At 38.3% G+C, this 20,134-nt stretch carries 19 protein-coding genes and 4 pseudogenes; 17 read left to right on the forward strand and 6 right to left on the reverse strand.

The features are described from left to right. Window positions 1-12: 12 nt before the first annotated feature. The 5 genes and pseudogenes from QNH15_RS11805 to QNH15_RS11825 all read left to right on the forward strand — a co-directional run bounded on the left by QNH15_RS11805 (window position 13) and on the right by QNH15_RS11825 (window position 6,040). The gene (locus QNH15_RS11805) at window positions 13-882 is read left to right on the forward strand and encodes a carbohydrate ABC transporter permease (RefSeq protein WP_283894859.1); all 870 of its coding nucleotides are present in this window, start codon (window positions 13-15) and stop codon (window positions 880-882) included. Window positions 883-1,245: 363 nt separating this feature from the next. Next, the gene (locus QNH15_RS11810; protein ID WP_283894861.1) at window positions 1,246-2,307 is read left to right on the forward strand and encodes a 2,3-butanediol dehydrogenase; all 1,062 of its coding nucleotides are present in this window, start codon (window positions 1,246-1,248) and stop codon (window positions 2,305-2,307) included. A gap of 421 nt (window positions 2,308-2,728) precedes the next feature. Continuing rightward, window positions 2,729-2,995: pseudogene (locus QNH15_RS11815) on the forward strand (terminase large subunit); the annotation flags it as partial. 277 nt (window positions 2,996-3,272) lie between these two features. After that, window positions 3,273-4,364: a hypothetical protein gene (locus QNH15_RS11820; protein WP_283894863.1), complete on the forward strand. Its 1,092-nt coding sequence runs from the start codon at window positions 3,273-3,275 to the stop codon at window positions 4,362-4,364. 1,163 nt (window positions 4,365-5,527) lie between these two features. Continuing rightward, entirely contained in the window at window positions 5,528-6,040 is a 513-nt protein-coding gene (locus QNH15_RS11825; protein WP_283894864.1) for an SRPBCC family protein, read from the forward strand. A 378-nt stretch (window positions 6,041-6,418) separates the two neighbouring features. Here the strand turns inward: QNH15_RS11825 and QNH15_RS11830 are convergent. Beyond that, window positions 6,419-6,622 (reverse strand): annotated as a pseudogene (locus QNH15_RS11830) (methyltransferase domain-containing protein); the annotation flags it as partial. Between the two features lie 18 nt (window positions 6,623-6,640). On the opposite strand from QNH15_RS11830, the gene QNH15_RS11835 reads away from it, so the two are divergent. Next, complete coding sequence (locus tag QNH15_RS11835; protein ID WP_283889321.1) at window positions 6,641-7,216, forward strand: dihydrofolate reductase family protein; 576 nt, start codon at window positions 6,641-6,643, stop codon at window positions 7,214-7,216. Window positions 7,217-7,480: 264 nt separating this feature from the next. Here the strand turns inward: QNH15_RS11835 and QNH15_RS26180 are convergent, their stop codons facing one another. Beyond that, window positions 7,481-7,609: an ATP-binding protein gene (locus tag QNH15_RS26180; protein ID WP_430667163.1), complete on the reverse strand. Its 129-nt coding sequence runs from the start codon at window positions 7,607-7,609 to the stop codon at window positions 7,481-7,483. Further along, a pseudogene (locus QNH15_RS11840) lies at window positions 7,595-7,714 on the reverse strand (IS21-like element IS5376 family transposase); the annotation flags it as partial. The pseudogene QNH15_RS11840 and the gene QNH15_RS26180, both read right to left, overlap by 15 nt. A 258-nt stretch (window positions 7,715-7,972) precedes the next feature. On the opposite strand from QNH15_RS11840, the gene QNH15_RS11845 reads away from it, so the two are divergent. The 4 genes from QNH15_RS11845 (at window position 7,973) to QNH15_RS11860 (ending at window position 10,995) form a co-directional block, all read left to right on the forward strand. Continuing rightward, complete coding sequence (locus tag QNH15_RS11845; protein WP_283894866.1) at window positions 7,973-9,421, forward strand: sensor histidine kinase; 1,449 nt, start codon at window positions 7,973-7,975, stop codon at window positions 9,419-9,421. Next, window positions 9,418-10,104 (forward strand): response regulator transcription factor, encoded by a 687-nt coding sequence (locus QNH15_RS11850; RefSeq protein ID WP_283894868.1) that lies wholly within the window; start codon window positions 9,418-9,420, stop codon window positions 10,102-10,104. Before QNH15_RS11845 ends, QNH15_RS11850 begins: the two co-directional genes overlap by 4 nt. A 293-nt stretch (window positions 10,105-10,397) precedes the next feature. Next, window positions 10,398-10,748 carry a hypothetical protein gene (locus QNH15_RS11855; RefSeq protein ID WP_283894870.1) on the forward strand — a complete coding sequence of 117 codons (351 nt, stop codon included), beginning with the start codon at window positions 10,398-10,400 and terminating at the stop codon, window positions 10,746-10,748. A 28-nt stretch (window positions 10,749-10,776) separates the two neighbouring features. After that, window positions 10,777-10,995, forward strand: a complete 219-nt coding sequence (locus QNH15_RS11860; protein ID WP_061969704.1) for an SHOCT domain-containing protein — start codon at window positions 10,777-10,779, stop codon at window positions 10,993-10,995. 204 nt (window positions 10,996-11,199) lie between these two features. Here QNH15_RS11860 and QNH15_RS11865 read toward each other — a convergent pair whose 3' ends face one another. Continuing rightward, a complete protein-coding gene (locus QNH15_RS11865; protein WP_074440525.1) occupies window positions 11,200-11,532 on the reverse strand; it encodes a hypothetical protein in 333 nt (110 codons plus the stop codon). A 548-nt stretch (window positions 11,533-12,080) separates the two neighbouring features. On the opposite strand from QNH15_RS11865, the gene QNH15_RS11875 reads away from it, so the two are divergent. From QNH15_RS11875 to QNH15_RS11885, 3 genes are all read left to right on the forward strand, one after another. Beyond that, window positions 12,081-12,230 carry a hypothetical protein gene (locus QNH15_RS11875; RefSeq protein WP_061969706.1) on the forward strand — a complete coding sequence of 50 codons (150 nt, stop codon included), beginning with the start codon at window positions 12,081-12,083 and terminating at the stop codon, window positions 12,228-12,230. 268 nt (window positions 12,231-12,498) lie between these two features. Next, the gene (locus tag QNH15_RS11880) at window positions 12,499-12,885 is read left to right on the forward strand and encodes a VOC family protein (protein WP_283894877.1); all 387 of its coding nucleotides are present in this window, start codon (window positions 12,499-12,501) and stop codon (window positions 12,883-12,885) included. Between the two features lie 208 nt (window positions 12,886-13,093). Beyond that, window positions 13,094-13,564 carry a hypothetical protein gene (locus tag QNH15_RS11885; RefSeq protein WP_283894879.1) on the forward strand — a complete coding sequence of 157 codons (471 nt, stop codon included), beginning with the start codon at window positions 13,094-13,096 and terminating at the stop codon, window positions 13,562-13,564. Between the two features lie 1,018 nt (window positions 13,565-14,582). Here QNH15_RS11885 and QNH15_RS11890 read toward each other — a convergent pair. After that, on the reverse strand, window positions 14,583-16,514 hold the full coding sequence (locus QNH15_RS11890; protein WP_283894881.1) for an esterase-like activity of phytase family protein: 1,932 nt from the start codon (window positions 16,512-16,514) through the stop codon (window positions 14,583-14,585). A gap of 314 nt (window positions 16,515-16,828) precedes the next feature. On the opposite strand from QNH15_RS11890, the pseudogene QNH15_RS11895 reads away from it, so the two are divergent. Beyond that, window positions 16,829-16,921 (forward strand): annotated as a pseudogene (locus QNH15_RS11895) (ATP-binding protein); the annotation flags it as partial. A 202-nt stretch (window positions 16,922-17,123) separates the two neighbouring features. Here the strand turns inward: QNH15_RS11895 and QNH15_RS11900 are convergent. Further along, window positions 17,124-17,627, reverse strand: a complete 504-nt coding sequence (locus QNH15_RS11900) for a peroxiredoxin family protein (RefSeq protein WP_283894883.1) — start codon at window positions 17,625-17,627, stop codon at window positions 17,124-17,126. Between the two features lie 310 nt (window positions 17,628-17,937). On the opposite strand from QNH15_RS11900, the gene QNH15_RS11905 reads away from it, so the two are divergent. From QNH15_RS11905 to QNH15_RS11915, 3 genes are all read left to right on the forward strand, one after another. Beyond that, on the forward strand, window positions 17,938-18,786 hold the full coding sequence (locus QNH15_RS11905) for a sialate O-acetylesterase (protein WP_283894885.1): 849 nt from the start codon (window positions 17,938-17,940) through the stop codon (window positions 18,784-18,786). A 181-nt stretch (window positions 18,787-18,967) separates the two neighbouring features. Further along, window positions 18,968-19,234 carry an ArsR/SmtB family transcription factor gene (locus QNH15_RS11910; RefSeq protein ID WP_283894887.1) on the forward strand — a complete coding sequence of 89 codons (267 nt, stop codon included), beginning with the start codon at window positions 18,968-18,970 and terminating at the stop codon, window positions 19,232-19,234. Window positions 19,235-19,304: 70 nt separating this feature from the next. Beyond that, on the forward strand, window positions 19,305-19,688 hold the full coding sequence (locus tag QNH15_RS11915; RefSeq protein ID WP_283895538.1) for a VOC family protein: 384 nt from the start codon (window positions 19,305-19,307) through the stop codon (window positions 19,686-19,688). Window positions 19,689-20,134: the final 446 nt, after the last annotated feature.

A 20,134-nucleotide genomic window follows, 5' to 3' on the forward strand; every position in this document is an offset into this window, starting at 1 on the left:
TACAGCGGCCAGATGGAAAGCCAAAAGCCGAGGACATTACTAATGCCCAGGGTCCTTAAAAAATTTAAAATGAGTAAACTCATGATTTACTTCATTTTAATGACATTTTTTTTCATCTCGATTATGCCGGTATTATATATGGTTCTGGCTGCTTTAAAGGATTCAAACGAACTTAACGGAAACCCCTTCGCCATTCCTCACTCCCTTACATTGAAAAATATTGTGGAGGCTTGGACCGTAGGAAATATGGGGAAATATTTCATAAACAGTATCATTGTCGCTTTTCCGAGGGTTATTGTGATCTTAATCTTATCATCTTTAGCAGGTTATGCTTTCGGCAAGCTCAAGTTTCCAGGCAGGAATGCTTTGTTTTATTTTTTCTTGTTGGGTTTAATGGTACCAATTCAAGCAATGATCATTCCCCTTTATTACAACATCCAAAGTATGGGTCTAATTAACACCTACTGGGCGATGATTATTCCTAACTTCGGCCTTTCCATGCCGTTTGCGATCTTTATGATGAGAGCTTTCTTTAGGGACTTACCTGACGAATTAATGGATTCGGCGAAGATTGACGGCTGTAATGAATTTCAGACATTTTTTCACGTGTATCTGCCGCTAATGGTGCCAGCTATTACCTCCTTATTTGTTTTTGAATTTATGTGGGCCTGGAATGATTTCCTTCTTCCATTATTGTTCGTGTATGATGATACATATCGAACACTTCCTTTAGGCCTTATGTTTTTCTCTGGTGAATATACAGCAAACCAATCTTTAATCGCAGCAGGGGTGAGTATTTCGATTGTCCCAATTATTGTGGTATATATTATTTTCCAACGAAAGTTCATTGAGGGAATGACCGCAGGTTCAGTAAAGGGATAAACCTCCGTAAGTTGCAATTAAATAAAGGAGGGAAACTATTGGAGAAAATAAAAGTAGGAATTATTGGCAACAGTTTTTAGTGCGGGTTTAGTTGCGATTATCGAGGATTTTTGGTCAGTCGATTAATTGGATTAAATACCGAAAAAAACGGGATCAGAAGTAAGATTTTAGAATCGCAAGAAGAGATAAAGAGACTTGATTCTAAAATTGAAGCGTTGTAATTGTTATGTTCTTCTCTGTTTTTCTTAGTGATGACAGTAAATTGTAAACCACTGAAGGATAATAGGGTTAATAGAAAGCGTTTGCAATAGTGTGATACACTACAAATGTTAAACATTCTATGTGACCAGAGTTGATACGATCATGAAAGGTGTATTGTGGTATCAAGCCAAAGATGTCAGAGTAGAAGAAATTCCAGAGCCCCAGGTGAAAGAAGGAACGGTTAAAATTAAAGTAAAATGGGCAGGTATTTGTGGAAGTGACTTGCATGAATATTTAGTTGGACCCATTTTCATTCCTGTGAAAGAACCTCATCCTCTTACAAAGGATAAAGCTCCCATTGTTCTTGGGCATGAGTTTTCAGGTGAGGTTACAGAAATTGGCGAAGGGGTTACCCAGGTGTCTGTTGGTGATCGCGTTGCCGTTGAGCCCATTTATGCATGCGGAGAATGCGTGCCTTGTAGAGCAGGACACTATAATGTTTGCGAACAGCTTGGTTTTCACGGGCTTGCAGGCGGAGGCGGCGGTTTTGCGGAATATACAGTAGTGAATGAAAACATGGTACATAAGTTACCGGATAATATGAGCTATGAACAGGGAGCATTAGTGGAACCGGCAGCAGTTGCCCTGCATGCTGTAAGACAAAGCAAATTTAAACCAGGCGATACAGCTGCTGTATTCGGCACCGGACCTATTGGGTTATTAACGATTCAGGCGTTGAAAGCTGCTGGAGCAAGTAAAGTGTTTGTTGTAGAGCTTTCAGAGGAAAGAAGGAATTTGGCTAAGAAAATCGGCGCAGATGTTATACTAAATCCTGCTGAAGTGGACGCTGTACAGGAAATTAAGCATCTAACTAATGATCTAGGAGTCGAAGTAAGCTTTGATGCAGCGGGTGTTGGGCCGACGTTAAATGGCGCCATTCAAAGCACCCGTTTTGATGGGCAAGTCGTTATCATCAGCATCTGGGAAGACACAGCGTCTATCCCGCCAAACGAATTGGTACTCAAAGAGCGTGATATGATTGGTGTATTGGCATACCGTAATATATTTCCGTCCGTCATTAAGCTGATTTCTGAAGGGCAAATGAAGGCGGAAGATCTGATTACAAAAAAAATAATGATTGATGATATTGAGAAAGAAGGATTTGAAGCATTAGTGAATGATAAGAGCCATGTCAAGATTCTTGTAAAACCTCGTAACGATTGAAGATAGAACTAAAAGATTACTAGACTCAATAAATAACAAGAAAAAATCTGGATAAAGTGCCTCTAAAGTAGACAAAAAACTAAACCTGCCCTTTGAAACAGGGTAAAGATTAGTTTACTTTAGAGGTTTTATTTCTTTGCTATGATCAAGAGTCAAATAAGGATACATAAAAGGAACCATTATCCCGATCGATACAAATTCAGAAAGATAGATCAAACGTTCCGATTTCATCATTTCCATACTTCGATGGCACCTTGATGAACCTGATGAATCCTCTCTGAATCGCTTCTGGCACCGATCACTTAAGCGAGCGGAACAAGATCAGCGCTTCCTTGCTGAATTTAGAAAAGTCGTTTGGCTGGAATAATAAGAAAGAGGAAAAAAAGCCAAAAACAAGCAAGCGTGATGCGAGTGATCTTATATGAAGTCTGTTCGATACGTTGATGAATATATCCAGTTATACAAATCAAAAAAGATAAAGCTCAATAAAGAGCGGAAGCTACTGATCCGTCACTTGGAGAAACATGTTCTCTCCAGGGATGACCTTTATTTTGATGAGGAACTAATTGAGAACTTCATTAAGTTTGCTGAAAAGTGGTATTTTCCACTTCAGCCTTTCCAGAAGTTCATTGTCTCTTTTGTCTTCCTTTTTACAAAGAAGATGATTCCTTTTTTTATTAATCAATTTTTTCAATTGTAACTGTAAAATTACCTTTCAAACTTGCAAGCTTATCTGTTCCGGACTCTATCCCACCTACCTAATTTATTAAGTCCCTTTGCATAACCAAAATCCCCAGAAGAGAACACGTTAGCTGCTCTTCTTTTTTGTAAAAAACATAAGACATTGGAAAGTGAAGTATTGGTCTAGAGAAAAGCTTGCAAATTCGCTTTTTATCTTTTAACGGTAAGCATACACCCTTATTCATGGTGAACATATGTTAGCAAAAAAGGGAAAGGGTGATTGTATGAGCGGAAAAGTACTTCATTATTATGCAGGTGGAAATACAGCTAAAGGATATATTAGTCTTTATCACTCTGCATTAAGGGGTTTAAATCGTGTGTTTTTGCTTCAAGGGGGTTTACGATCAGATAAATCTGCATTCATGAATACAATAGGTGAAACATTAAGAGCAGAAGGACATCCTATTGAATATTTGCATTGTGCATATAATAATGAATGGATAGAAGGGTTAATCGTTCCTGATGCCGGTATTGGAATTATTGACGATGCAGTGCCTGATATTGGCAATGAGATAGCAAGCGAAAATCTGCAAATAACCATTCTTGAAAGTCTAAAGACCACTAAATATCTTTTTGAACATCATGATAAAATGCATCAGCTTAATATGGACATTTTTGCAAAATTTCAAAAAGCATATACTACATTTGCAGAATCACTTAAAGCACATGATGACATAGAAGAAATCTATATCTCTAACATGAGTTTTGCTAAAGCCAATCAATTGACAAATGAGCTGATTGACCTTTTCTTTGGAGAGGAGACAGCTGAAAAAACTTCAAATGTAAAACATCGTTTCCTAGGTGCTGCAACTCCAAATGGCGCAGTTGACTATATTCAAAATCTAACAGAAGATATATCGAAACGTTATTTGATTAAAGGCAGAGCGGGATCAGGGAAATCAACAATGCTGAAGAAGATTGCAGCTGCTGGACAGGAAAAAGGATACGACGTTGAGATTTACTACTGCGGATTTGATCCAAACAGTATAGACATGGTCATCCTTCGTGAAAAGGGCATCGCAATATTTGATAGTACAGCACCTCATGAATATGAGCCTGAACGACAAACAGATGAAATCATTGATATGTACGAAACTTGTATTACACCCGGTACGGATGAAAAGTTCGCTGCAGAAATCGAAAGAACAACCAAGGTTTACAAAGATAAAATGAAGGAAGCTATCTGTTATTTGGCAGAAGCAAGGAACATGATGGTTCAGCTTGAGGATCTTAAATGTATAAGAAACTCTGCTATTTCTGTTGGTCTTTATGGCATAGTGGAAGAGATAAAACTGATCTTGAAACAAAATAAGTAAAACCTTACAAGTAGAGCTAACCAACATTGCATACTGTTAGTTTAAAGCATCGAATAGGTGTATTCAGTTGATGCTGTTCACGATTAAATTGATAAGACACAATACAATCCTCGAGTCTCATACAGCATAAGTATGGTTATTCTCGATCATTACCTTACCTGAACAATCAATAAGGTAGAATGATTGACCAAAATCTCGACCAAAAAATGACCAAAATTATTTAAAAAGATAAGATATATTTTGAAAACCCAAAAAAGTAATCTGCTGATATTACAGCATTTTAAGCCATATTTGAAAAAGAAAAAAAGGGTGAGATATGTTCCGTACGCAAGTTCACCCTTGGGAACGCGAACAATACATGAGCATGTATTAAAACCCAAACCCTTTGACACCATTGGTGTTAAGGGATTTTTGTTTGTTGTTTTTGTGGTCAGTTTTATTAGTCAAAATGCTCATTGACCACATTTTGACCACCAAAATTTAATGGATATAATTTATTTAACTATCCTAAACATAATTCACTTTAAGAATGCTAACAGATATGTTAAGAGGATAAGTCATACAAGAGATCAATTTTTTGGTCTCTTATTTTTACTACCTTATTAAACAATCGGGCCAGTTTGAGTAAGGTGTTAGTCACCGAATAAAATACTTGTCTCATAATATGAAGTGACAGGTAATTTAAAAAGTCTTTTCTTGAGATGCGTTAGATAATGATTATTAAAACGGTTTTTAAGCTAACCGGGGCGATTGTTCAATAAGAGCAATCGCTTTTCTTATTCCGCTAACGGGGAAGGATAGTTGAACAAGAAAGACGAATATTATTATCTAAAAATGCACTTTTAAGGTGGTAATTTTGTGAATATATATATTCTTGTAAAAGAAATGATTGTTGAATGGAACCCAATAGGCTTGCTTAGTTTGGGATGTCCAGATAATGCTGTACATTAAGTCAGTTAGTAATCCAGATTTAGGAGGAGATCAATTATGAGAAAAATTATTGTGCTTGAACATGTATCTCTTGATGGTTTCATACAAGCCCCAGGCGGGCCAGACGAAGATATAACCCGATTACGATCTCCTGGCCGATCTTCTGGTTCAGGATTCAAGCACTCTGTAGCAAAGTAGGGGAATAGTTCCTTCAAGAAACAAGGAGGATTTTCATGGATAACAATCTGAATCAATCGTTCGAAATTGCAATTACGCGTGTATTCGATGTCCGTCGCGAACTCGTATTTAAAGCATGGACAGAGCTCGGGCATTTCGCGAAATGGTGGGGACCAAAGGGGGTCACCCTCGAAATCATTAAAATGGACGCTCGATCAGGTGGCGAGTTTTTAGGTATTCAGACGTCTCCTGACGGAAATCGGGTTATGTGGGGGAAATTGGCATACCAGGAGGTTGTCGAACCTGAGAAAGTGGCTTATATCCGATCCTTTTCCGATGAGCAAGGCAATACGGTCCGAGCGCCTTTTAGCTTGAGCTGGCCTCTTGAAATTATGAATATCATAACGCTAGAAGATGACGAAGGTAAAACTGTTTTAAAACTGAAAAGTTGCCCTGTGAACGCTTCAGCTGAGGAACAAGAAACCTACAAAGGTATGGCTCCAAAGCTTCAACAAGATCTTGAGGGTACTTTCGATAAACTTGCCGACTATCTTGTCTCCCTGAATTAGAATACGATAAAACTCAATTTTTAGAGAACATTACAAATCAAGATTTACTTTCAAATAGAGAAGAAGCATTTGCTGCTACTAATGCCGAACAGTATAACTATTTAAATCAAAAAGTATTAACTGCTTTATTTAGCTAAAGGGTGCTTATATTCAAGATTAGCTTCTGAATCAGGCAGCTTTTTCTTAATTAACAAACGGGCAGGATTATGGAATAACGGACACTGGATATCTCTGTTAATTAAAAAAAATTAAGTTAGAATAGATCTAATATTAAGACATTAGGGTCAGTGGGGTGTGGATATGATGGAAGGGTTATTTTTGGACGAGACAATTTATGGGTATGAAGATGTTTTAACAATGTTGGATTCTTTGTTGCAAGACTTTCCAATCGTATATGTCTGCTACGCCTAAGTCTCCACCTTGTAGAAAACAGGTGATTGCAAAGAAGCCATTCGGTTTTAAAGCTTTCTTGATTAGACCTATGTAGTTCATTCTACGGTGAGGAGCAATATGGTGAAAGCAACCCAAATCATAAACAACGTCATATGCACCCTCTTCAATATCTAATTCAAAAATATTATGAACAAAGGAGAACTGAAAATGAGAAAGCTCGTTCTATTTCTGCACGCATCGCTTGACGGTTTTGTAGAAGGGCCGAACGGTGAAATGGACATTGGCTGGGTTTCCTACGATGCTGAATTGGAGAAACACGCGAAAGAAATTCTGAGTACTGCCGACACTGTTATTTGGGGACGTGGGACTTATCAGATGATGCACAATTACTGGCCATCTGTGCCTTCGAACCCATCAGCTTCGCAGCATGAACGGGATCATGCCGAGTGGATCGAAAAGACATCCAAAATCGTTTTTTCCACGACGCTGGAGAAAGTCGAATGGAACAATTCCAGACTGGTGAAAGAAGATGTCGAGAAAGAGATCAAGAACCTCAAAGAGCAGCCAGGCAAGGATATGGTCATCCTCGGAAGTCCTAGGTTCGCACACTACCTTATGCAGCTTGATTTAATAGATGAGTATAAAATTACGGTTTCACCCGTCCTGATTGGCAGCGGGTTGCCGTTATTCAAAGGTCTCAAGGAGAAGATCAATCTTAAACTTATCGAAAACAAGACATTTGATTCTGGAGCCATAGGCCTCGTTTACCAGACGGTTAGATGAACTTGTCTCCTAAAGTAGATTACGCTAGCCGGATTACGTTAGCACAATAAAAACAGCGGCAGTCTAGGTCTTTCGAGTTCCTAGTCCGTCACTGCTTTTTTTACGAGTCAGTCTAATTCAGTTTGTCGGGTGATCGTGTCGTTAAGATTGGATCTTCCACAAACGGGTGCGTTAGCTGAAGATAGGAGCAGTCTGTTAAGGTAGTGGGCATCTCCGATATCCAGTTTCATATAGCCCATCTCATCGATTAATTAAAAGCCTAGGTTATACAAAAGAACGTAATTTCTTTTCCAATTTACCATCGGAATCGGCTTTTCTCAGCTGAATAATTAGGTCGTGAGCAGATACAAAATAGGTTTTATACCCTTGAGAAATGGCCTGAAGGCCTGGCAGAGTTTCATATCTAATGGTGTATTTTTTTCTCGCATTGTCCCGAAAAGCCTTTAAGTAATCTTTCAGGATTGTTTTTCCTCCTTGATAGCCCAGTTGGCGAATTTCATCCAGCTCAGAGGCCTTATTTTATTTACTTGATTAGTCCCTTGAAAAGCAAAAATAAACAAACTGTTTATGACTCTATCGCGGGGACAGTTGCTAGGTACAAGTAGGAGAACTAAGATTCACAGAACATTTTCTAACCGAAACCGCATTTTTTTCAAGTGTTATACATTTATTTCATTCGAGTTTAGAAAAATTTTAGATTTGAAGGATATACTTAAATGGACATTTTTAATCATTAGGGAACAGGAAGGAAGTATTATGTCTATACGAGTACGTTTGCTTTTATCCAATCTTGCCATGATCATAATGCCCGTCATTTTGTTCGTTCTGGCTGCTTTTTTGCTCTTCTCGTTCGTCTTTGTCGACCACGAGGATCACCGCTCCATTTTTGGCTCGTTGGGTTCGACGGAAGGTGCCCGGCCGGCGGACAAGCAAGTCATGGAATTAAAGAAGACAGCAGCCTTAGCACCGGAAAAACTATTGAACGTCCGGTATTTAATCCGGGCAGATAAGGAATTAAATGGACAGGGTGCAGCTTTAGTCGTAAGAAGAGGGGACAAAGTCATTTACCGTCCCGTAAAAGACAAATCCTTGGAAATCAAGGATCTTCCACCTTTTGGATTCGAGGGATCGAACCGCCCGGTCTCGCGATTGGGCAATAAGCTTTATTCCATGCAAAAGTATGATTTTTACTTCTCAAATGGATCAACAGGGACGTTGTTTTTTATTCGAGATGCTGATTTTGTAAAACGGATCTTCCCCCTTCTTTTTGGTAGTTTCCTGTTCATCATGCTCATTACAAATGGGCTGCTCACCTATTTTGTATCCAAAAGCATCCTATATCCTGTGAACGAACTAAGGGCAGGGGCCAGGAAGATCAGTGAGGGAAATCTGGACTTTCAATTAGTATCAAAAAGAAACGATGAACTTGGCCAGCTCTGCCAAGCATTTGAGACGATGAGAAAAAAGCTAAAAGTTTCAACGGAAATCCAGCTGCAGTACGAGGAAAACCGGAAAGAACTGATCTCCAACATATCCCATGATCTAAAAACGCCATTAACCGCCATTAAAGGATATGTGGAAGGTATCCGTGACGGCGTGGCAAATACCAAAGAAAAAATGGATCGGTATACACAGACGATTTACAAAAAGGCAAACGAACTCGACCATCTCATTGATGAACTGTTTTTGTATTCCAAACTGGATTTAAAAAAAGTCCCATTTCATTTTGAAAAAATGGAAACCAGCGAGTATATCAAGAATTATATCGAAGAATTAAGAATGGATGATACAGTTGGTCAGGTCAAGTTGTCCCTTACGATTAAGGAGGGAAAAGAATTCGAAGTGATTGCTGACCGGGATAAACTAAAACGTGTTTTCACCAATATTATAGAGAACAGCCTCAAATACATGGATAAAAAAGAAAAGTCGATTGATATCGTGTTATCCTCCAATGAAGAAACCGTGTTGGTTGAAGTGCATGACAACGGCCCTGGGATCGAGGAATCTTCTTTACCGCACCTCTTTGATCGTTTTTACCGGGCGGATCCATCCAGGAATACAATCGGGTCGGGACTGGGACTGGCTATTGCAAAACGGATCATCGAAGATCATGGCGGTGAAATATGGGCGGAAAGCCATGAGAATGAAGGGACCAGTATCTTTTTCACGCTGAAAAAAGCCGTGAATGAGGAGGCAAGCCCATGAAAAAGGTGTTAATTATTGAAGATGATGTGAGTATTGCCGAATTGGAGCGTGACTATCTGGAGATCAATGGGCTAGCGGCCGAAATCGCTTTAACAGGGGATACAGGCCTACAAAAAGCATGTTCTGAACCGTTTGACCTCGTTCTCCTAGACCTAATGCTGCCACACATGGATGGATTTGAACTATGCAAAAAGCTGCGGCAGGAAAAAGATATCCCGATATTAATGGTATCAGCCAAAAAAGATGACATTGATAAAATACGGGGATTTGGGCTTGGGGCGGATGACTTTATTGTAAAACCGTTCAGTCCGGGCGAACTCGTGGCGAGAGTGAAGGCACACCTGGCAAGATATGATCGGTTGAGTAAACGGGAAAATCCGGCTGATGAGATCCATATTCGCGGCCTTCACATAAAGAAAGCTTCCCGTCAGGTGCTTATGAATGAGCGTGAAGTGATCTTTACGGCAAAAGAATTTGATCTGCTTTTCTTTCTGGCGATGAATCCGAATCATGTGTTCAGCAAAGAACATCTTTTCGAAAGAATCTGGGGCCTTGATTCGATGGGTGACATTGCGACGGTTACGGTACATATCCGGAAGCTACGTGAAAAAATAGAGATTGATCCCTCCAATCCACAGTACATTGAGACAATCTGGGGGGCCGGCTATCGATTCAGAGGTTAATCCCGGTATAGTCCGGGTTTTTTTCGTTAGAATGCAACAGCAAGTTTATTGAAATTTAAGATTTTGTTTAGAAGAGGTTTAGAAATCATGGATACCATGAGGTGAAAGGGATTAGTGACGAAAAGGAGGTGTTTATGATGAAGCAGTTGACAGGCAGGGCAAAAAAATGACTGGTAATCCTCCATCTTTTATTTGCTGCTATTTTATTTGGAGTCACTGTATCCTTTCTTGTACTAAGTGTTACCGCAGCTGCTACGGATGACGTGACCATACTGAAGAGCTGTTATAAGGTCATGTACATTCTTGCAGCTTCGTCAGTACGTGCATCAACGATCGGTGTAGTCGTAACGGGAATCTTTCTGTCGGTTTGGACGAAATGGGGGCTGTTCAAGTTCCACTGGATCATCGTGAAGGAAGTCTTAACGCTTCTTTCTATAGGGCTAGGAATCTTCGGGATGTACTACTGGACGCTCGATGCCTCTTCTATAACGGCAACGGAAGGTCTTCGTGCGCTGCATGATCAGGGGTTCCTTGTGAACCGGCTGCAGTTGTTCATAGGTATTATTTTTCAGATCCTTTCCCTTGGGACGATGTTCATCCTGTCAGTATTTAAACCATTGGGACGCCGGACTGGCAGCAGTTAACCATGATCACATAAAAGGAGGAAAGTGTATGGGCTGGGAACATCACGGATTTCCATTTCCATTCTTCGGCTTAATTTTTTTGAGTCTAGTAACCGTACTGATCATTTTTAAAATGATAGCATTTCGGAGGTGCCATTCCTATATGAACAGTCAAAACGACGCTTCCGTTATACTGAAACGCCGTCTTGCTTCAGGGGATATTAAAGAAGAGGAGTACAAGAAGCTTAAACAGCTAGTAGATAAATAAAACTTAAAAGGGTTTTACTAATCGAGAAAGAAATAATAGGAGTAAAAAATACAAAAATGAGTAATACGGGGCTGTCCGGAAAGTAGTTTTTTAAGCTCAAATTGGAAAAAGTAAAACCCAAGGATGCTGTTGTATCAACATTCTTGGGTTTTTAGTTTGGGCAAATTTCATCCTAAAATGGACTTTTTAGACAGCCCCAATTAATTAAAAGCCGCCTTCTAAAGGATGAAAAGGAATTCGCAATCTTTCTTCCACTATGCGCAGGCGTTGGTTTAATCGGTTTAACTGGCGTGAATGGCGTTCAACAGTGTTTTCAAGTTGGTTAACTTCCCGATTAAGCTGGTCGACTCGGTTTTCCAGCTGATTAACCCGTCTTTCAAGCTGCCTTATTGGAGGCTGTCTATCTGGGTCATGTTGCTGATGGGGATAATAATCATTCGACTGTTGTGAATAAGGGTCGTATTGCTGTTGCTGGACGTATGGTTGATAAGCACCGTATTGCTGCTGGACATATGGTTGAGAACCGTATTGATAAATAAATAACCTCTCCTTTCAAAATTCTCAAAATAAACTCCCTTACTAAGATATGTATCCAAAATCGGAGTGGACATATATAAATACCTATTTTAAAAAAGAAGGAGGAGTCCAGTTGTCATTAATCTCTAATATCATAGTAAATCCTTTTTAGTCAGCCTCTTTATTTTTGTCTATGGTTTAATGGTTTATTACTACAACGCTAAATAAAGGAGATGAGTTGCACCTCGACGAAAACAAGAATACATATTGTAATAATTTCATTTTTATCTAGAAAATTATGACGTAGACCGTGCAATTGGGACTGAGCCTCTATTTTATCCTTAGGTATATAAACAATCTTAACTGGGTTGGGCACTGCGACGAAAAATGTGTTCAAAAGCAAAGGTGATAAATTAAGATCCAAAATGAAGGGAATTGGATTTGACCAATCAAAGGCTGAACAACTAGAAGAAGTACTAATAAAGTAATAAAATTTACTTCAGTAAAATAAGGTATATTATATTTGTTGAATAGATTCTCTTTAAAGATAAGAAAAGTAGGTGAACAAAGTGGGAAAATATCAATTGGATTACAAAAGTCAGGTAGCTGTGACAAAGTTTCATGAAAAACAGACGCCTGCCAAATTTGATAAAAAGAAGCACCTTGAAAAAATACGTGCGGAGTATTTGAAAAAGAAGCAAAAACAAACAGATAAATAAAAGGAATGAAAACATAGGAAGATTAAATTCTCCCTATGTTTTTCTGATTCGAAGTTTTTTTCAATATCTTCTGCAATCGGGTGCATTTCTTCAAGAAGGAGATCTGCGCTTTTTTATTGAATCTATTGAACAAACGTGCAGAATTGTGGAAAGAGGTTCCTATATTATAAAATGGCCAACTAATTAAATGAAAAAGGATTTTTCAAGAAACATACATTGAACCAATGATTAATGGCTCACGTTCAACTTGTAAAGGAGGTGTATCAAAGTGTCGATTTTTCGTAATCCTCAAGTTGTTCTGTTCAGTTCGGATGTAGTTAGAGCAGCTGCGTTCTATCAGGGTCTGGGTTTTACCGAGACCTTTCGAGTACCAAATGATGGCGAACCGATTCATATTGATTTGGTTCTCGATGGCTACAGAATCGGCATCGCATCTGTTTCCTCTACGCGAGATGATCACGGCCTCGACCCCTTGTCCCATGGGCAGCGTGCTGCAGTGATTTTGTGGACCGATGACACTGACGCGGCTTTTAAAACCATCATCTCGAAGGGTGCCAAAGTCCTCGTTTCACCGTACGAATGGCTCGGCCGACTACTCATTGCTTGGGTAGCAGATCCGGACGGGAATCCAATTCAGATTGTGAAAAATCTCTGACGATGCACTGTCGTTTCTGGTAACAAAATTAAGGAGGTACTCCATGCACGGATCCTCTTCAAGTGAATTTATATTCTCAGCAATCGGAGGCAATTCTAAGGTATTGGATTTCGCTCGTTTTCCGTTATCGGGTGCTTTAACATTATGAGATCCGCAAATTTTAGTTACTTTTTGAAGTTTAAAATGATAGTAAGAGATGAGGGATAAAATGCTCAATCCTCTGGAAGCATCAGTAAAGAAACTAATAAAAGAAGCATTTGAAGGGCCACCCATACCGATAAAAGAAAGTTGGTTTACAAATACTGAACCGAATTCAGGAATTTTTGGTGCCTTAAATGGAGTTAGTGTTGAAGAAGCTTCAATTTCTGTTTACGAAGTTACTTTAGCAGCACATGTAGACCACCTCCGATATCACATGTGGGGAACTAATGAGTTATTAACAACTGGCACCTATCCTAAAATGAATTGGGGAAAAAGTTGGGAAATTAATGTAGTAAATGAACTGCAATGGAATCGAATTCAACAAGAATTACGAGATGAATATTTTAGGATCGTGGAAGCATTTGAATTTATTAGTTGGAACGAATATCTTGCAAATGAGATTATAGGTTCTTTGGCTCATTCAACATATCATCTTGGAGCAATTCGACAAATATTAAAAGTGATTAAGCGGAGATAAACAAGTCATAATAGAACTAATTAAAATAAGCTTAAATTTATGTTATAGTCTTCCACAATCGAGTGCATTTCTTTAAAAAGGAGAAATGCTCTTTTTTATGGAACTTATTAAACAAACGTAGCAGGATTGTTGAATAAGGATTATTTGAATTGAATTTTTAGGTGGAGAAAGAGTTCTATGAAATTTTTCATTAGTGGTGAAACAGAAAAACAGTAGATAATTGTTTTAGGGGGCCAGGATAGATATCCTCTCTTTTTAACATTTTATGTACAAAAACATCATTCTTTTAGAAGTTCGAAAAGTCTACCTCCGAAGAGATAGACTTTTACTAACACTCAGCTTTTAAACCATTAGTTATGATGTTGACAACGACACTTTTTCTTTCTTTTACAAATGAAACTTGAAGATGAGCTTGAAGATGAACGTAGGCGTCTACATTTACATTTACATTTGAATTTACATCTATTTCTCTTTTTATGAGAAGATGACATTATTTTTCACCTCCTCGCATATCAATTTGAGAATAAGAGAGCATCTCTTAATCTCTTAATATAGTATGTAGAAATTTAGTAGATTGTGAAAATAAACCGTAAAAATATGCGAATAGACAGTTAGTGTTCATTTAAAATTCAGTTGTGTTTTAATTCCATTTTAAGTTATGGAGTAGCTTGCAAAAAAGATTCAAAATGTTTTACAGTGGTCGTATCATGCCTATTTTGAATAGCATTTTTTTCGTTATGGGGGGAATGATTTGCCTTAGCTTGATGGGCATGTGGTGGTACCCCTATAAAGGGATAAGAATGAATCTGTATTAAGCAATTGATACGGGGGATAGGGAGCTTTTTAACTGATGGAAATGTAATAAGGTTGAGTTACTATTTTCATAATAAACAGTGCCCTGAACTCAGATAAAAGTAACGGAGTCAGGGCGTATGATCTTTTATTTAAGAACTGTGAGTTTTTGTGCCAGACTATATAATTATTATTTCAAGTTTATTTGCAAGTTGATATGCTTTCTTCAATCATTCATCTTTGAACCCTTAGGCTGTTGAGAGTGGATTGTAAAGCCTGCGCTCAGTCCTTTTTCATTCTCAGGACCGTCAGAGTCGACATAAACCTTTGGTGAAAACGTCTGTGGCGAAACACTTTTACCTTTCAACAGCAATTTTACTGATTCTCCCTTGTGAAGGCAGACTCCATCCACTGTAATGAATTGACCGCCACCTGCTGTATCGGAAAGCTGTGAAGCCGTTAATGGAATAGGATCTCTATTTCCGTAGATAACAGCATCTCCGGGTGCAGCCTTAACTCCTTCAGGAAGTACGAATGTCACAGTGCCAAGCAGACTCTTTTCACCTAGTACATCAGTGATTGTGATATCTTGGTTGTTTGCAGAGCGCGTAACATAAACCTTGCCGGCTTTACTTGGCTTGGAAAACGGCTTATGCTCTTGAGCGGTGCCCGTCAGATTATATAGCCACACTTGTTCAGGGTCCGGGTCCTGAACACCAAAGTCATTATCATTTGCTAGTGCCAGGGTATGGTCATTTGGCATCGCGATCCCTTCAAGCTTGGAGTTATTGTATCCGCGCTCTTTGGCATCTACAAATAGCGTTTTTTGTAAAGGTTTTACAGTTACCGTAGTACCCCCTGTTGGCGTAACAGTATAGGTTTTATCTGGAGCGTAGGGAGTCGTGACGGTGTTTTCAAGTGTTACATCTGTTTTGTCTAAGCTTTCGCCGTCCAGGAGACCAAAAATATTGGTAGGATTGGCCGCTGTTGAAAAATCAACTTTGAAAATACTTTTATAGCTGTAGTCGCTGTCTCTTTCATCAAAAAGTACATGATCATTATCTACAGCAGTAATATCGGAGATCAAGTGTTTACCGTCCAATACATATAAAAATTCCTTTGGATCTTTATCCATGTGTTTCAGATCATAGCGAAGGACACGGATGGCAGTTGATCCTTTTGGCGGGGCAGAACCATCACTGTAAGGATTAATGATGGGTCCTTGTAGTGCGGTATACAGATATCTACCATTAGGTGTAACAGTCGTTCCTTCCAGTCCCTTGTTTGGATTGCGCATAGCAAAAACAGCTGGAAGAGTGTCATGGACCGGAACAACTGGAGAAGAGGCAAATAAATCTTTTTCCCCTTTTGGAACAAGCCGCTGAATGATTGTCCCGTCTCTTTTTACCTGAACAAGACTCGGTCTGTATTCTTCACTCACCCAAAAAGTATCATCATTGGGATTATAGCTGATGGCTTCTGTATCAAGACCATAAGGATCAGCGGGGAGGACCTGGCCGGCAGCACCGTAAGAAATTTCATCCATCGTACCAAAGCCTGCAAGCTTAGTAGTATTCTCACCAGGAAAATTAGAAATACCGGAAATGTTTCTGGAGTTGGTAATTGGATCTGTATATCCCTTAGGCAGTTTTAGCGGAATCTGCTTCAGTACATGAACTGCCCCGTTACCCAATTCAATTTTAACGATCTGAGGAGAAAAGGCTGGGACCGGAAAAAACTTGCCGTATTTAGAATCTCCGTTAGGTCCTCGGTCAGTGATGGTATAAAAAACATTCTCTGGATCTTTTGGCAAATGAACCAGTCCTGAAAATCCGCCTAAATATAATTCATCGCCTGTATGTATAGAGGGGACGGATTTTATTTCATCATCGACTGATTTTCCAATTGGAATCTTATCGTATAACTGGAACATACGGGCATTCCAGGCATTCTGTACATATAGCTTTACCATTTCTGCCTCTTTATCAATACTTGGCACTGCATTAGAAACCTTGGTACTTTTGATAATCTTATAAGAAGTAGATTTTGGTGTTTCTGCAAAACTCGGTGTTGCAAGTAGACCGCTCAATGCAACGGCACCAGCAGCAAGTCTAAGAATGGGTTTCTTGGATTTCATTTGCTTCCATTTCTTCAACATTTTCTTTAACCTCCATGATACTTACTTAGTACTACATTAAATATAGAATTTGATTGTTAAATGAGTGTTAAAATTCTGGTAGTCAAATGTTAAATTGGTGCAAGTTTTCAAATTTTATTTCATACTAATAATCTTAGTTTCATGTTCTACTGTAACAGTTTGGTGACTTGCAATTATAAGATTTACCAATAAAAGGTTCTACCAATCTGTAAGGTTTAAAAAAATATATTATGTCCTTTTATTTTTATTTGCTTTATTGTTGGGTTAATTTTTAACATATAAGATGGAACAAAATTGGTCCGTTTTAATTGTTATTACTTCATCGTGTGGAAGTCATACATGGCGGAGAGAATGAGGAAAGTCTTCGTATGAAGAACCGGAAAAGCGTATTTTCAGCAAAAGTGTAAAAGGGAAACGAGCAAAAAGTGTAAAAATCTACTTGACGTCTACACCATTTAGTCTGTTTGAATCTTCTTCATCTTTTTCCTCCTTACATTCGTAATTATTTATAGAATAATTTATCGTTCAAAAACATTCTGTAATACATATTACATTGCCGTAAAGGTAAAGAGTCAGCACAAAATGCCGACTCTTTAATGTACGGAAAGACTATTTAAGATTTTTACTTATATATTGTACTATTTTTCTTAGCTCTGTACTTGTAGGGCGACCAAAAGGGCTTGTTTGCTTTTGTTGATAAAGAAGACGTCCTTTCTCATCTACAAGGAAATAGGCAGGTTCCCCGTGAGCTCCATGGTCTTCATATGGAGCGTCTTCACCATGAAAGAATACGTCAAAAGCTTTTAAAGCCTCTAAATTTTGATCTGATAAGACAGGATATGAAAGGTTGTTTTCAGCTGCCATTTTCTTTAAATTATCAAGTTCATCCGTAGAGATAGTGATTAAATGCACATTCTTACTTTCAAAATAACTCTTATTTTCTTCTAAGTCTTTTAAATCTTGGACACAGACTGGACACCACGCCCCTCTGAAGAAAATAATTAAGTGCCAGCTTTGATGTTCTTTTTGATGAGTCTCATATGAAAATGTTTCACCTGTAGTGGAAGGGAGATTAAAGTTAGGGATGTTTTCATTCAATTTTAATTGAGTCATTTTGGTACCTCCAATATCTTAATTCACTTTGCAAGTGTTGACCACAATATTATCTTACTCCTGATAAAAAATATGTAATGTGAATTACTTTTTTATTTTTTAAGTGATTTGTAACCGAGTATGTAAGCTATCTTACATTTTAAACAGACTAAGGTTTGAATTAGTTTGATTAGGTAAATTAGTCTATATAGAGTGGGATATTTTATGTTGTGTCAATATGGTATCGATTTGACAAAAAAAGTCTAAATAAGCTATGTTTTTAATCTTATTTAGTCTAATTAGACCTTTAAACAAACAAAGAGGTTTTTGTATGAAATCTATATTATTAATCGGACAATCAAATATGGCAGGCAGAGGATTTATTGAGGATGTACCTCCAATTTATAATGAGCACATAAATATGTTGCGAAACGGTAGATGGCAAATGATGGCAGAGCCTCTGAATTTTGATCGTCACGTATCTGGTGTTGGGCCGGCAGCCTCTTTTGCTCAGGCTTGGACAGAGGATCATCCGGGCGAGTCCATTGGGGTCATACCCTGTGCTGAGGGAGGAAGCTCTATTGATGATTGGGCAATTGATGGACTATTAACAAGACATGCGATTTCAGAAGCAAAATTCGCTATGGAAACAAGTGAAATAGTGGGAATTCTGTGGCATCAAGGAGAAAGCGACAGTTACGGAGAACGTTATAAGACGTATGAAGATAAATTACTCTCGTTATTTAAACACTTGAGAGAAGATTTGAATGCACCAGATATCCCGATTATTATCGGTGAGTTGGGACAGTACCTTGGAGAGGTCGGATTTGGAAAAAGCGCTGTAGAATATAAACAAATAAACCAGATATTATCTAAAGTTGCTCATAACGAAAAAAATTGCTATTTTGTAACTTCAAAAGGCTTAACAGCAAATCCAGATGGCATTCATATTGATGGTACCTCTCAAAGGAAATTTGGATTAAGATACTATGAAGCTTTTTCAAAACAAAAGCATGTTTTAGATATTTTAGACATAGAGCATGAATGGATTGAAAGGGTAGCAAAACGTGAACTAACTAAAAATGAACGTATATTTGTTCAAAGTACGAAGTTTGCCTTAGGACAATTGAGTTTTGAGGAGTTTTCTATTAATATCTCCAATATTAAGGAAAGTAAGTAAAGCAAAATTATTAAACAATCGGGCGCGATTGTTAAGCAAAAGGGATAAAATGGTAAAATTTTTATTTCAAAAACTTAATAATCATTTATCTAGCAATTTATTAGTGTAGGATTCAAATTTTTCCTTTGATGATTGATCTATTTTTTTACTTATATGAGCATAAATATCAGATGTATTTTGTATGCTGCCGTGTCCAAGGCGGTCTTGTACATATTTCCGGCAGCTTATTTTAGACGAACTATCCGAACGTAATGAGATGACGTTGTATGAACTTTCAGCACGTCTTATTATGAAGCACGAACTTTCCATTTCACGACAAGCGATAGCGAAACATCTTTCGGCATTGGAAGCTGCCGGGCTCGTAATATCTAAAAGAAAAGGAAAATACCGAGTCATTATATTCAACAACGAACCACTGAAAAATTTGTTGAAAGGATGGATAGAGTAGTTTTTTAAGGCTTTTCTGGTTGAAAAATAAAGGACCATACATCACAAATATCAAAGGAGGCAAAACTATGATGAAAATCATTGTTAACAGCATCTTCGTTCAAGATCAAGACAAGGCATTGGAGTTTTATACAGAAACGCTGGGCTTTGTAAAAAAGCACGACATTCCCATAGGAGAATTTCGATGGATTGCGCTTGTTTCCCCTGATGAACAAGACGGTACCGAGCTTTTACTCGAACCAAATGAACACCCTGCCGCCAAAGAGTATCAACAGAAAATATTTGCCGAGGGAATACCAGCCACCATGTTTGGCGTTGCAGATATTAACAAAGAGTACGAACGATTGCTGGAAAAAGGCGTGAAGTTTACCATCGAGCCGACAAAAATGGGTGAAGTCACACTAGCTGTCTTGGACGACACTTGCGGCAACTATATTCAGATCGTGCAGCAGTAGATTAACAAAATAACCTGAAGATGCGTTGTCGGCGTTGTCTGACAAATTGATACCCAAGAAATTAAGAGTTTGAAGAACTTTATGTCCCGCATCCACTGGTATAAAACACAACGGCCGACAATAATTCAACTAAAACCAAACAAACCGATCACCCTGAAGGGAATCGGTTTGTTTTTCGTTACTTACAAATTTTTTCTGTATTTCGCAGAGCTCTTCAAGTCCTCTACATCTTGATCATTCAGCCTTTTCTTACCGGTAAGATGGTTTAGTATTTCTGCATCTGTGAATTCTTTTGTATTCTTTGTAACGAATTTCCTTCGTATAATGTCTGTCACCTTATGCTCATAAAATCAAAACCAGCCAAATAATAGCAAACGGGTCATTCATACTGGTGTACAACCTATGCTGATTAAAGAAAAATGAATAGTATGAATCAATTGAAGTTA

The organism is Fictibacillus enclensis (assembly GCF_030123385.1).
Classification (GTDB): domain Bacteria; phylum Bacillota; class Bacilli; order Bacillales; family Fictibacillaceae; genus Fictibacillus_C; species Fictibacillus_C enclensis.